This is a genomic window from Vibrio sp. D3, from assembly GCF_043995865.1.
In the GTDB taxonomy this organism is placed as follows: domain Bacteria; phylum Pseudomonadota; class Gammaproteobacteria; order Enterobacterales; family Vibrionaceae; genus Vibrio; species Vibrio diabolicus.
The window spans coordinates 921,619-935,421 of record NZ_CP171887.1 but is presented as its reverse complement, the minus strand read 5'-3'; the positions used below and the strand labels follow the sequence as shown (position 1 = coordinate 935,421).

Annotated in this window: 13 protein-coding genes; 5 read left to right on the top strand and 8 right to left on the bottom strand. The window is 45.3% G+C overall.

Annotated features, from left to right (window positions below; genetic code table 11):
• The first annotated feature begins 2 nt into the window (after positions 1-2).
• Complete coding sequence (gene minE / locus ACHFJ9_RS12410; RefSeq protein WP_005396037.1) at positions 3-266, top strand: cell division topological specificity factor MinE; 264 nt, start codon at positions 3-5, stop codon at positions 264-266.
• 78 nt (positions 267-344) lie between these two features.
• Here minE and rnd read toward each other — a convergent pair whose 3' ends face one another.
• The 7 genes from rnd to ACHFJ9_RS12375 form a co-directional block, all read right to left on the bottom strand.
• Positions 345-1,463 (bottom strand): ribonuclease D, encoded by a 1,119-nt coding sequence (gene rnd, locus ACHFJ9_RS12405; RefSeq protein WP_257889170.1) that lies wholly within the window; start codon positions 1,461-1,463, stop codon positions 345-347.
• Between the two features lie 79 nt (positions 1,464-1,542).
• On the bottom strand, positions 1,543-3,234 hold the full coding sequence (gene fadD, locus ACHFJ9_RS12400) for a long-chain-fatty-acid--CoA ligase FadD (protein WP_005396044.1): 1,692 nt from the start codon (positions 3,232-3,234) through the stop codon (positions 1,543-1,545).
• A gap of 106 nt (positions 3,235-3,340) precedes the next feature.
• Positions 3,341-4,195: an alpha/beta fold hydrolase gene (locus ACHFJ9_RS12395; protein ID WP_301657534.1), complete on the bottom strand. Its 855-nt coding sequence runs from the start codon at positions 4,193-4,195 to the stop codon at positions 3,341-3,343.
• 6 nt (positions 4,196-4,201) lie between these two features.
• Positions 4,202-4,759, bottom strand: a complete 558-nt coding sequence (locus ACHFJ9_RS12390; protein WP_005382214.1) for a Slp family lipoprotein — start codon at positions 4,757-4,759, stop codon at positions 4,202-4,204.
• Positions 4,760-4,800: 41 nt separating this feature from the next.
• Positions 4,801-5,106: a hypothetical protein gene (locus tag ACHFJ9_RS12385; RefSeq protein WP_017819942.1), complete on the bottom strand. Its 306-nt coding sequence runs from the start codon at positions 5,104-5,106 to the stop codon at positions 4,801-4,803.
• Between the two features lie 60 nt (positions 5,107-5,166).
• Positions 5,167-5,868, bottom strand: a complete 702-nt coding sequence (gene tsaB / locus ACHFJ9_RS12380; protein WP_064376304.1) for a tRNA (adenosine(37)-N6)-threonylcarbamoyltransferase complex dimerization subunit type 1 TsaB — start codon at positions 5,866-5,868, stop codon at positions 5,167-5,169.
• A gap of 29 nt (positions 5,869-5,897) precedes the next feature.
• On the bottom strand, positions 5,898-7,838 hold the full coding sequence (locus tag ACHFJ9_RS12375; protein ID WP_395356963.1) for an ATP-dependent DNA helicase: 1,941 nt from the start codon (positions 7,836-7,838) through the stop codon (positions 5,898-5,900).
• Between the two features lie 218 nt (positions 7,839-8,056).
• On the opposite strand from ACHFJ9_RS12375, the gene purU reads away from it, so the two are divergent.
• The 3 genes from purU to ACHFJ9_RS12360 all read left to right on the top strand — a co-directional run bounded on the left by purU (position 8,057) and on the right by ACHFJ9_RS12360 (position 11,089).
• A complete protein-coding gene (purU, locus tag ACHFJ9_RS12370; RefSeq protein WP_005382206.1) occupies positions 8,057-8,890 on the top strand; it encodes a formyltetrahydrofolate deformylase in 834 nt (277 codons plus the stop codon).
• Positions 8,891-9,096: 206 nt separating this feature from the next.
• Positions 9,097-10,716 carry a serine protease gene (locus ACHFJ9_RS12365; RefSeq protein WP_262681843.1) on the top strand — a complete coding sequence of 540 codons (1,620 nt, stop codon included), beginning with the start codon at positions 9,097-9,099 and terminating at the stop codon, positions 10,714-10,716.
• Between the two features lie 4 nt (positions 10,717-10,720).
• Positions 10,721-11,089, top strand: coding sequence for a hypothetical protein (locus ACHFJ9_RS12360; RefSeq protein WP_010645551.1), 369 nt, complete (start codon positions 10,721-10,723; stop codon positions 11,087-11,089).
• A 71-nt stretch (positions 11,090-11,160) separates the two neighbouring features.
• Here ACHFJ9_RS12360 and ACHFJ9_RS12355 read toward each other — a convergent pair whose 3' ends face one another.
• On the bottom strand, positions 11,161-11,757 hold the full coding sequence (locus ACHFJ9_RS12355) for a VOC family protein (RefSeq protein WP_395356960.1): 597 nt from the start codon (positions 11,755-11,757) through the stop codon (positions 11,161-11,163).
• A gap of 220 nt (positions 11,758-11,977) precedes the next feature.
• On the opposite strand from ACHFJ9_RS12355, the gene argS reads away from it, so the two are divergent.
• The gene (argS, locus tag ACHFJ9_RS12350; RefSeq protein ID WP_395356958.1) at positions 11,978-13,711 is read left to right on the top strand and encodes an arginine--tRNA ligase; all 1,734 of its coding nucleotides are present in this window, start codon (positions 11,978-11,980) and stop codon (positions 13,709-13,711) included.
• Positions 13,712-13,803 lie beyond the last annotated feature (92 nt).

Sequence of the window (13,803 nt, the reverse complement as noted above, 5' to 3'; positions counted from 1 at the left end):
ACATGTCATTATTAGAATTTTTCCGTCCACAGAAGAAAACTTCTGCGAATCTAGCTAAAGAGCGTTTGCAAATCATTGTTGCTGAGCGCCGCAGCCAAAATGATCCAGCGCCTTCTTACTTACCTCAATTGAAAGAGGACATCTTGAAGGTGATCAGTAAGTACGTGGCAATTGATCCAAATATGGTTGACTTAACATTTGAGCACAAAGACGACGATATCTCAGTTCTTGAGCTCAATGTGAAGCTACCAGACGACGAGAAGTAAACCACTTTTCCTCGCGAGATTGAATGCTCAGATTTGAATGAAAAAGGTTGGCACCGAGGCCAACCTTTTAATCTTTTATTACTTTAATGCTTTGTTCATCTTGTCGCCGAGTAGATCCAAGCGCCAGCCCTGCATCAAGTCAGGCAACACTTCTGGATCGCGATCTTTTTTCCACACCCAACTGATTAGCTGATTAATCTGCTTTTTAGAAGCAAGGAACTCCGTTGCTAAGCCAGACTTCTGCGACGCCGATTTCACTATGTCTTTCATATTTTTGAAGACTTGTTTGTAACCTGGATAATCCATTAAGCGTTCAATTTTTGCTGGATACTCTTCAGAAGGTGTTTGCTTCGCTTGTTTAACAATAGCGGCAATCTTCGCGCCATGGCGGTTAATCGCTCGGATATCAATATCTTCCGCCTCCATCTTCTTAAAGTTAGTTAAGCCAAGACGAGCGACTGTTAACAGGTCACCTTCTTTGAAGATAAAGTTCAGCGCTAAATCTCGTTTGATTGCTTCACGGTAACGCCACATCGCTAGAGGCTTTAAAATGGCCAGTTCAGAAGGTTTTAACTGCCAAGCACCTTTAATATCAAGGTAGGCATTCTCTTCATTAGTGACGCGAATGCGTTTTGAAACCAACAAATCACTTTCTTGTTGTACGGCTTCCCACCAACCTGCTTGCGTCACCTTATCGAACAGCTTCTCGTATAACGGTAACAAGTAATGCACGTCTGCAGCAGCATAATCTAATTGCTTTTGCGTCAACGGTCGGGCCATCCAGTCAGTACGTGACTCACTTTTGTCTAGCTCTACGCCTAAATATTCTTCCACCAGCGATGCGAAGCCTGTCGATAGGCCGTGACCGAGAAAGGCCGCCATCAACTGAGTATCTACCATAGGGAACGGCGTACAACCAAATGCATTTTGGAAAACTTCTAAATCTTCACCGCAGGCATGCAGCACTTTTAACACGGAAGTATCTTTTAATAGCGCTACGAACGGCGTCATATCCGTTAATTCGGTCGGATCAATCAGCGAGAGGCGATTACCATCGAAAAGCTGAATCAGACCTAACTGCGGGTAGAAAGTGCGAATACGGACGAATTCGGTATCCAGCATCACTACATCTGCCTCTCGGGCATGAATGCAAACTTCTTCTAGGTCTTTGTTTTTGGTAATAATTTGATAATTCACATACTTCTCGCTATAAAAAATGCCAGCAAAACGCTGGCATTCTATCATTTTTTAAATCTTTCGACTCGACGAAATCGGCTTATGCGCTTTTCTTCGCAAGTTCAGCGTCGTTCTCTTCACGCAGAACACGACGCAAGATCTTACCGACATTGGTTTTAGGGAGGTCTTCACGGAACTCAACCAACTTAGGCACTTTGTAGCCAGTTAAGTGCTGACGACAATGCGTAATCACTTCATCTTTGGTCAAGCTCGGGTCGCGTTTCACGACATAGATCTTCACTAATTCACCAGAGACTTCGTGCGGTTGACCAATAGCGGCCACTTCAAGGACTTTGCCGTGTAGCGCTACAACGTCTTCGATTTCGTTCGGGTAAACATTAAAGCCTGATACCAAGATCATGTCTTTCTTACGGTCAACGATGTGCAGGAAGCCTTCATCATCGAACTTAACAATGTCGCCCGTTGATAGCCAACCGTCTTCGTTGATCGTATCTTTCGTTGCTTCAGGTCGTTGCCAGTAGCCTTGCATAACCTGAGGACCGCGAACTTGAAGTTCACCAGTTTCAGTGTTCGCAAGAGCATTGCCTTCTTCATCCACAATGCGAACTTCCGTTGATGGCACAGGCAGGCCAATCGATCCATTGTATTCAACAAGGTCATGCGGGTATGCCGCAACCAATGGAGAACACTCGGTTAGGCCGTAACCTTCTAGTAGGTAACAACCCGTGGTCTTCTGCCATCTTTCTGCCACTGAGCGCTGCACTGCCATGCCGCCGCCAACGGCTAAACGTAGGTTACTGAAATCCAACTCGTGGAAGTCTTCGTTGTTGATCAAAGCATTAAATAAGGTATTCACGCCCGTGATCGCAGTAAACGGATGCTTTTGTAGCTCTTTTACGAATCCTGGAATATCTCTAGGGTTGGTAATAAGTAGGTTACGGCCACCCATTTCGACAAACAGTAAACAGTTTACGGTAAGAGCAAATACGTGATACAGCGGTAGCGCTGTCACGACCAATTCGCGGCCTGGAGATAAAACCGGCCCGTACGCGCCTTTCGCCTGTAAAACGTTCGCAATCATATTACGGTGTGTAAGAATCGCACCTTTCGCGACGCCTGTCGTACCGCCCGTGTATTGCAGGAATGCGATGTCATCCCCAGACATAAACGGTTTAACGTATTGTAGACGACGACCTTTACGTAGAGCCTGACGCATTGAGATTGCACCAGGTAAATCATACTTAGGCACCATGCCCTTAACGTACTTCACGACAAAATCGACAATCGTACCTTTCGCTCGTGGCAGCATTTGACCAAGGCTGGTTAACACCACGTGTTTAACTGGTGTTTTATCGACGATTTGTTCTAGCGTGTTCGCAAAGTTAGATACAATCACAATCGTCGTCGCACCTGAGTCATTCAATTGGTGCTCAAGTTCACGAGGAGTGTAAAGTGGGTTAACGTTTACGGCGATACAACCTGCACGCAAAATACCAAACAACGCCACTGGGTATTGCAGTAGGTTTGGCATCATCAGAGCAACACGGTCACCCTTTTGCAGTTTTAACTCGTTTTGCAGATACGCTGCGAATGCGCGACTACGCTCTTCCAATTTACGGAAGGTCATAACCGAGCCCATGTTCATGAATGCTGGTTGGTCTGCATATTTTTGTACAGACTGCTCAAACATTTCTACCAAAGACTCATATTGCTCTGGATTAATGGTTTCAGGTACGTCACTTGGATAACGTGAAAGCCATGGTTTATCCACGATGTTACTCCTCGTTTATAACTGGCTAAAAAATAGCGTCCTTTTTATTTTGAAAGCTATTACAGCACAGCGAACGTGCTTGAGCACGCAACTCTCAAACACTTGTTTAAATTTTGTTAACTACACCAAGAATTCGCGTTGCGACCTCGAGTATTTGCTCTAAATGACAGTGATGACCACCCTTGACAGAAACCACTTGCGGCGGGTTCTCTCCCCAATCAGCTTGGTTAGATGGTAAATTCTGAAATCCTTGATCGCCTAATACGATCAAATGAGGACAACGTATTTGGCTGGTAATCGAGTTAGCATGCGCTTGCGCCATTCGGTAAAGCGACGCACATTTTAACTTGGCGTCATGCCGCCAATACCATTTATCTCCTCGCTGCTCCGTTCCTCGCTCGACTATCGGCAGAAGCTGCTCAGCGGTTAATTGGTTGGCTTGCACGCGTAATTTTAACGCCAGATCGAAGGAGGCAATGGCTCGCTCTGGCTTGTTTTGCTGTCTTATTCGACTTAAAACGCCATCGCGAAGACGAGGCAAACTGTTAGTAGGATCTTCAGTAAGAGGTCCTGCTCCCTCAATTTGCACAAGAGCTTCGACCTGCTCTGGAAACGCAGCACTATAGCAACTTGCGATTAAAGCACCAAGTGAATGCCCTACTAATATCAGTCTGTTTGGTGATAATTCGTCCAAAAACTGATACAAATCGGCAATATAGTCGTGAAAGGGGTAATAATTATCGTGAGATTTATGACTCGATAAACCGTGACCAAAATGATCGATGGCGAGGAGGTGTAAGTGAGGATTAAGTTGATTCAACTGCTCCATGAGCGCTTTAAAGCTGCCCGCATTATCTAACCACCCATGAAGAAAAACGACTGACAAGTCAGCCGTTTTCTCGTTCCCTATCTCAAGGGCTGCCATTTTGCCGGCAGGAAGCTCGAATTGACGCTCATGCATCGCAGATTATTTGACCTGTTTTATCACTTTACCGTCTTGTGGGAAATCATTACGCCACATGCGGCAGTTAATCGAGTAACATGGGTAAAAGTAGGTTGGCGAGTCATACATGCGTACACGTTCTTCAATTTTCCATAAACGGTACCCTTCCCCCTTTATTACCGGGAAGATGTAACCGTGCTCACCGATCTTTCCTTCTTCTTCCCCTGCTCCTTTGCCTACAACCGTCACCAAACGGCCTTCACTAAAGGCGACAGGCTCTAAATAGCCATCAAAATAGGCGACAAAACGTCCCGTAGGCTCTTCATCGATATCAGGTTTACCAGACTTACTGATAGGAAGGTTTACAATCTCTAGACGCGTTTTATCTTTAAAGTTATCCACTTTAGCGATGATTCCACCAAGGCGAACATCTTCACTCACTTGCCCCTGAGACTCAGCAAAAGCTTTATAGTCTGTAACGACCAATTCTGTGCTTGCATTTAGCTCCTCAGGCAACGAGCTACACGCAGACAAACCAACCGTAGCAAATAATGCGAGAAAAAACCGTCCAAAAACCTTCATAAACCACCTTTCAATATTAGTAACCCCAAGCTGGGGAGATCTCACACGTAAATATCGACACCAAGTAATTGAGCCAGTTCCTCTTTTTTAGCTCGATTCATGACATCCATGTACTGCTCCATTGCTTTACGTGCGCCCCCTTCAGGAAGGTCATATTGCACTTGAGCTCGGTGAATTTGGGACTCATCCACGTGTTTTATGGAGTGCGCCACGGCGTTAGCAACCTTTGAAGGCTGACCTACAGGCTGCTTTGTTTGTGATTTATTTACCTGCTTCTTTTGACTGGCTTTATGAGTGCGATTTGCACCGGGAATCAAAGAAGGAGGCAAGCCATTAATCGACGCCATAGCACTCCATAAAAATACAGGGCAAACGCCCTGCTTTTTGTCAGGTTAATGAAAAACGGACTATTCGCGACCAGGAAGTTTTTTCCATGTCACATTATCACGTAAATAAACAGGGCTCGAATCTTCGACCGGCACGGTATTACCCTTTTTAAATTCTTGTTCAGCAAGAATCACGATGTCTTGTGAATCAGGGTACAGAACGTCACCATGCGTCAAATTAAACGGTAGGCCTGCTAATACTTCTTGGTAAGCATCCCAACCAGTACCTGCTGTCGTCCACGTTTTGTCGTCTGCTTGTGCTTCTTCAACGAGACGTGCTGGTGGAATTACGCACTCTGCATCCACCCCTGCCCACTCACCGTTTGCTTGGCGAGTGTAACGTGCCCAGTAAACTTCACCCATACGTGCATCAATGGCCACAGCGACATCGGTCACACCATGTAAGCGATAGCTACCTTGAGCCATTGCAGCCAGCGTTGAAACGCCGATCATAGGTAAGTCAGCACCGAACGCCAAACCTTGTGCGATACCAATACCGATACGAACGCCAGTAAAGCTACCTGGACCACGTCCAAACGCTAACGCATCCAGCTCTTGTAGAGTCAGGCCAGCTTCTTTGAGTACTTCATCAACCATTGGCAGTACTTTTTTGGTGTGATCGCGTGGTGCAACCGCGCTACGTGAAATCACTTGATCATTAGCCAACAACGCAACTGAACAGTTTTCAGTCGCTGTATCGATAGCAAGAATTTTTGCGCTCATTTAACTCTCTACAACTCTCATTTATTGGGTTATGCCTCAGCACTTGCGTCTGTGACAGATTGTTCTGCTTTCAGGAATGCTTTGATTCCATCTAAGTCTCGCGTCCTTGGGATAGGTGGTAGACTTCCGAGGAAAATACCACCATAGTCTCGCGTGACAAGGCGATTATCACAAATGATCAACGCACCGTGATCCTTCTGATCTCGAATTAATCGCCCGACTCCCTGCTTTAACGTAATCACTGCATCCGGGATTTGTACTTCAGCAAATGGTTCACCGCCACGTAATCGACAATCCTCGATACGGGCTTTGAGTAACGGATCGTCAGGGGCGGTAAACGGTAATTTGTCGATAATAACACAGCTCAGCGCATCACCTCTAACATCAATCCCTTCCCAGAAAGCGCCCGTCGCCACGAGTAAAGCGTTACCCAGTTCCATAAACTCCGCCAAGGTTTTCTGCTTACTCATCTCCCCTTGCATTAACACAGGCAGCTCAAGTACTTCTCGGAACTTCTCACCTAGTTCACGCATCATGCTGTGCGAGGTACATAAAAAGAAGCAGCGACCATCATTTTCTTCAATCACCGGAGCAAGCATTCGGACTAACTTATCCGCTAAGCCGTTACTGTTTGGCTCTGGCAAATACCTTGGCACACAAAGGCGCGCTTGTTTTTGATAATCAAAGGGGGACGGCAGAGAAAATTGCTTTGTAGGCTTGAGGCCAAGGCGCTCAGTAAAGTGCTTGAAGTCGCCCGATACAGCTAGGGTTGCTGACGTGAAAATCCACGCGCCTTGTTTAATCTCTATTTGCTCATGGAACTTGTCCGCGACAGAAAGAGGCGTAATGTGCAGAGCGAAATGACGAGGCGAGGTATCGTACCAGTATGAGTAACCGGTAATATCGACATCACAGACGCGGGCGATGCGGCCTTTGATCAAATTGGCTCGTTCAAAAGCGGTATCCAGTAATTGACTGCGCCCTAAAGCTATTTTGAGTACATCAATCGCCAATTCGAGGCTGTCAGTTAAGCGCAATAATTCTCGCTTAATAGAACCTGATTGCAACGCCTCACGCCAGTTGCCACGAAAGCCTGGCTCACCTAATACAATCCGCATGTCCATTGCGCTTTGCATGAGTTTGTCGCCCACTTTTTGCAATTGACGCATATCTTTGGCTTCGGTGCGGTAGGCTATTTCAATGTCTTTGGCAAGATCGTGAATTTGGCGGCTTGAAACTGACTGGCCGAAATATTCGCTCGCAATATCTGGCAACTGATGAGCTTCATCAAAAACAAACACATCGGCTTCTGGAATCAGTTCACCGAATCCTGTTTCTTTGATCGCTAAATCAGCAAGAAACAAGTGATGGTTCACTACAACAATGTCGGAATCCATGGCTCGCTTACGCGCTTTCAATACAAAGCAATCGGTGTAGCTCGGACACTCTTTACCTAAACAGTTATCATTGGTTGAGGTGATGGTCGGAATGATCATGCTGTCTTCTGGCAGATCATCACAATCACCAAGGTCACCTGTTTTGGTTTCTGATGACCAAGCACGCACTTTAACCAGTTGAGTTAATAACGTCGGGTCAGATTCATTAGTGTGGCTTTCGACCATTTGGCGGCTCAAACGATCCAAACACAGATAATTAGGACGCCCTTTTAATAATGCCACTTGACCATAAAAACCAAGCGCATTGACCATGAGCGGTAAGTCACGATGGTACAACTGCTCTTGCAAGTTTTTCGAGCCTGTACTGATAATCACTTTTTTACCGCTCAACAGCGCAGGGACTAGGTATGCGAAGGTCTTACCGGTTCCGGTTCCTGCCTCCACCACCAACTGGGTTTGATCTTTGATCGCACTGCTGACGGCTTCCGCCATATCGATTTGTGGCTGACGAGCTTGAAAGCCAGGAATGGCCTTACCTAACGCGCCATCAGAGGAAAAAGTTTTTGCGATCATGCTTGGTATTGAGTTTGAAAAATTATCGAGAGTATATCAGAGGAATAGGAGTGACATCAGCCCACAATCTGACCAGCTTGCGGCGACACAAGGATATTTTGTTGAAACCAACGTAAGAATAGATTATTTATGGTGAAACATGGCAGTACAGTTACACCCGCCAGGGAATAATAACAAATTCGTACGCTAAAATATTAATGCATGGAAGTACCTGATTTATGGAAAAGAAAACACTGTTGACCCACTGTTCTGACGCCCCGGGTCTCATCTCGAAAATTACTAATATCTGTTACAAGCACCAACTCAACATCGTTCACAATAACGAATTTGTTGATAATACCAGTGGCCACTTTTTCATGAGAACGGAGTTGGAGGGGTACTTCAACGATCAAACGTTTCTTGCCGACTTGGACCAAGCTCTCCCGCAAGGTGCTAAGCGTAAATTGGTTGGCTCTCGCCGTAAGCGCATCGTCATTCTCGTCACAAAAGAAGCGCATTGTTTAGGCGATATTCTGATGAAAACCTACGATGGAAGCCTAGATGTTGAGATCGCCGCTGTGGTGGGGAATTACGACAAACTGCAAACTCTCACTGAACGCTTCGACATTCCTTACCACCATGTGACCCATGAAAACCTTAGCCGTGAAGAACACGAGCAGAAGATGCTAGAAGTGATCGATCAATACGATGCTGACTTTTTGGTGCTAGCTAAATACATGCGCGTATTAACGCCGACGTTTGTTGAGAAATATCACCATAAAATCATTAATATTCATCACAGCTTCTTACCTGCTTTTATTGGCGCGAAGCCATATCAACAAGCTTACGATCGCGGTGTGAAAATCATCGGTGCAACAGCACACTTCGTGACTAATGATTTAGATGAAGGGCCGATCATCAAGCAAGACGTAATTCCTGTCGACCATACATTCAATGCCCAAGATATGGCGCAAGCGGGACGCGATGTAGAGAAGAACGTATTGAGTAAGGCTTTGAATAAAGTGATCAATGACCACGTCTTTGTTTATGGGAATAAGACAGTGATCCTGTAATCCCTCCGTACTAGTTACAACGATAGTGAAACCCGTCCAACTTGGCGGGTTTCATCTTTTCAGAAGATCCCCCCTCCAATTCTAACCATCAAAGTTAAACCGATACGTTATAATTTTTCATTTCTCCACAACTATTTACTGAGAGAATGATTCCGTTTATCATTTGCCCTCCTTATAATAAACCACGTTAATATTACGGAATTAAAATGAAAAAAACGTTAGTGGCTTTTCTGATTGGGCTGACTTTACCAGCAACCACAATCGCAGATACTCTTGAGCCTGTTCAGAATGATGTATCCACTCGCATTATCGGCGGCGAACCTGCCAACACTTCCGACTGGAAATTTATTGCTTCACTGGTACGTAAAGGACAACCTACATCTATTGGTCACTTTTGTGGTGGCAGTTTCCTAGGTGGAAAATACGTATTAACTGCTGCGCACTGTGTGGAAGGTCTTAATGCGGACGATCTGGATATCGTTCTTGGTCTTTATGACAAAAACAGAGAGTCTCAAGCACAGCGCATCGCCATTAAAAATATCTATTCACATGATGAATATAACAACATAACAACGAACAATGACATTGCTCTTATTGAGTTGGAACGCAGTGTCGACAGCGCGACTATTGCTCTTGCAACGCCAGAAGTTCTAGCTAACGTACGCGCAGGAGACAAGTTGCACGTGGCTGGATGGGGAAATACGTCCACGACAGACCGAATATACCCAACCGTTTTACAACAAGTAGATTTGGAATACGTAGATCGAGCTACCTGCCAAAACCTACCAGGAAACTACTCTAATGTATCAGATGACGGCATTTGCGCTGGATACTATTGGGGAGGTAAAGATAGCTGCCAAGGAGATAGCGGCGGTCCGCTCATCGTTGACGATAACGGCATCAACAAGTTATTAGGGGTGGTCAGTTGGGGTGATGGATGTGCTCAACCAAATGCTTATGGTGTTTACGCCAACGTCGCTCATTTTCAACACAATGGATGGATAGATAGTCATCGCAATACTATCAGCTTCACTAAGTACCGAGATCTTCGTTTCGTTGAGCGAAAAGCGCAGCAAGAGACCTTTACTATTCGTAATGACGATACTATCCCATTCAACATCTACCAAAGCACAATATCATACGGAAGTACCATCGAGAAAAGCACTTGTACTGGTACCTTAAAGCCTTCGCAAAGCTGTCAAATTACCGTCGGCTACCAACCTAGCTATTCGGGATCAGAAACAACGATAGAGCTCTTTACCGATCATCCGAAACTGTCCAGACTCACAACAACTTTCGAGTATTCAGGTGTAGATAAAGCAAGCAGATCAGTGCGTAATGCCATTCCGCTAGCAGACGCAAATGTTTATACCGGTCAAAACGCTTGGACGGCTGAAAATGGTGAACTGCAATCAGCGGATATGGGAGCTTATCCTGGTGTATCTGAGCTGGTTTTGACCGATCTTCCGAAGGGCAAACTTACCATGGATCTCAAAGTAATGTCCGATGGTTTTGATTACTTGTTCATCTTAGTTAATGGTGAAATTTACGATAGCACCAACCAACTCCTCGATTATAAAGAGATCCAGATCGATCTTTACAAAGCATCTAATACGATAACGTTTGAATACGTCCAACACCCGTTTTCAAGTGGCATTTACAGCGCGCAAGCATTTGTTCGCAACATAAATATGTCAGTCAGCACAGATAATACGGGCGATGCTGGTAACGACGTTAATAAAAAGTCTAGTTCAGGCGGCAGTTTATCTATTGGCCTACTGGTGTTAATGGCTGCAGGTTCATTCGTACGACGCAAAAAAAGGTAACGAGATGAAACATAGACTCAAGATATTCCTACTTGGTTTGGGCACTATCAGTTTAACTGCATGTTCAGCAAACGCAGGACTGCAAACAAACCAGACGTCTGAGCACCAAGCAATGATGGTAGAGACTTATAGGACAAGTGAGAGTCAAATTTCATTTATCACAGAGTCTAACGGCTGCAGTGAAAACGAGGACTTTAGCCTAAAAATAGAGCAAAGCTCACAGACAGAAGCTCTTATTACTATCGTTAGAGACAAGGCGGATCATTGTAAACGAATGCCGTTTGCCAAAACTTTTACACTGCCTTTAGATGAAGAGTTGCAAGGCAAAAAGCTTTTCATTACAAACCCAAAAAGCAAGTCACTAACTAAATAATAGTTAGCTTGCAAAAGGGAGCCTCGGCTCCCTTTTTACTTCCAACAACTAAGCAACTCTCACTCTAGCGTTTACGACTGCTCAGACTCAACAATACGCTTGAGTGAATGCGGGTGCAGCTTGATACAAATGCCTTGATACTTAAACGCCACCGTTGGGTTATTCAAGCGTTCGCCTTCCCCTTTCGGGCTCGATAGTTTGATCTTCACACCCAGCTCTTCTAACTCATTAAAGCGTGCGCCAAACGCTGGATAAGTGTGTCTCAAATCAGCAAGAAACTCATCTGCGGTTTCGGCATGAGACGGAATCACAAACTCCACATGTTCCCAGCTTTCAGTTGGGTAGATTTTGCCTTCCTCAGGGTATGGCAGCTCCAGACACTCAATCTTCCAGCCACGACTTTCCAACGCTTTATCGAACTCAATAACAATAATTGGGCGACCGTTGATTTTCGCTTGTGAAATCACCTTTCCGTATTGACTCCAAGCCTCATGCGCAGCTTTTGCGGTATCAGTATCGTTAATACGCAACGCAATATGGTCAGCTTGAGCAAAGCTCAGATCCAGTTTTAACAGGGATGCAAACTCTTCAATCTTCGCCATAAATGCATCCAAATCTTGGATCATCAATTCAGGCGCTAGGCGTTTTTCAACTAGTTGAGTCGTCATTGTGGCTCTCTTGTGGGGCTATTTATCTCATTACTCTGAGCGCAATAGTAAACGCAAACCAAGCCTCATTTCCATTCAATCGAAAAAGTATAAATTTCCCCAATTCCTCTCTGTATGAAAAGCAATAAAGTTGTTATCATTAGCCCCATTTTTGTGAACTCCAGCAGAACTTGGCACTTACTTCGCCGAGTTCTTCGTCCTTGAATTGAAGGAAACGCGTGTGAATATCCAAGCACTTATTAATGACAAAGTATCTCAGGCTCTAGAAGCCGCTGGCGCACCTGCAGGCAGTCCTGCGGCGGTACGCCAATCAGCAAAGCCACAATTTGGTGACTACCAAGCAAACGGCGTAATGGGCGTTGCTAAAAAACTGGGTACTAACCCACGAGAATTTGCACAGAAAGTACTGGATGTTCTAGACCTAGACGGTATTGCGAGCAAGACAGAAATCGCAGGTCCTGGTTTCATCAACATTTTCCTAAGCGAAGAGTTCCTAGCAAAACAAGCGGAAGCAGCACTGGCTGACTCACGTCTTGGCGTTGCAGCAGACGAAGCTCAAACTATCGTTGCTGACTACTCTGCACCAAACGTTGCTAAAGAAATGCACGTTGGTCACCTACGTTCAACCATCATCGGTGATGCGGTAGTACGTACTCTTGAGTTCCTAGGTCACAAAGTGATCCGTGCGAACCACATCGGCGACTGGGGTACTCAGTTCGGTATGCTTATCGCAAACCTTGAGCGTGTACAACAAGAGTCTGGCGAAGTTTCTATGGAACTGGCTGACCTTGAAGGCTTCTACCGTGAGTCTAAGAAACTGTACGACGAAGACGAAGAATTCGCAGTGAAAGCGCGAAACTACGTTGTGAAACTGCAAAGCGGTGACGAGTACTGTGCAGAAATGTGGAAAAAACTCGTTGATGTAACCATGATCCAAAACCAGCGCAACTACGACCGTCTAAACGTGTCACTGACTCGTGACGACGTGATGGGCGAGAGCATGTACAACGACATGCTTCCTAAGATCGTTGCAGACCTAAAAGAACAAGGTCTTGCCGTTGAAGATGATGGCGCGCAAGTTGTATTCCTAGATGAATACAAGAACAAAGATGGCGAACCAATGGGCGTTATCGTTCAAAAACGCGATGGCGGTTTCCTATACACAACAACAGACATCGCATGTGCAAAATATCGTTATGAAGAGCTAAGCGCAGACCGTGTGCTTTACTTCATCGACTCACGTCAACACCAGCACCTAATGCAAGCTTGGACAATTGTTCGTAAAGCAGGCTACGTACCAGAGTCAGTATCTCTTGAGCACCACGCGTTCGGCATGATGCTTGGTAAAGATGGTAAGCCATTCAAGACTCGTGCGGGTGGTACCGTTCGTCTTGCCGACCTTCTAGATGAAGCAGAAGTTCGTGCAGCACAACTGATCGAATCTAAAAACCCTGAACTGGATGCGGAAGAAAAAGAGAAGATCTCTAAAACAGTTGCAATGGCAGCGGTTAAATACTCTGACTTATCTAAACACCGTACGACTGACTACGTGTTCGATTGGGACAACATGTTAGCGTTTGAAGGTAACACAGCACCATACATGCAATATGCATACACTCGCGTAGCTTCTATTTTCGCTAAAGCTGGTGTTGCTATGGACGCTCTCCAAGGTGACATCAAAATCACTGATGAGAAAGAGAAAGCACTTATTGCTAAACTTATGCAGTTCGAAGAAGCGGTTCAATCTGTTGCTCGCGAAGGCCAACCACACATCATGTGTAGCTACCTATTCGAACTAGCAGGTCAGTTCTCTAGCTTCTACGAAGCGTGCCCTATCCTAGTTGCTGAAGACGAAGCAGTGAAACAAAGCCGTCTGAAACTAGCTGCGCTAACAGCGAAGACCATCAAGCAAGGTCTGTCTCTACTGGGTATCGATACTCTAGATCGTATGTAATCCGCTTTTACGTAGTTAGCTTAAGTAGCACAAGCTAAATGATGACAAAGGTTGACGTGAAAGCGCCAACCTTTTGTTTTATCTGTCGTATA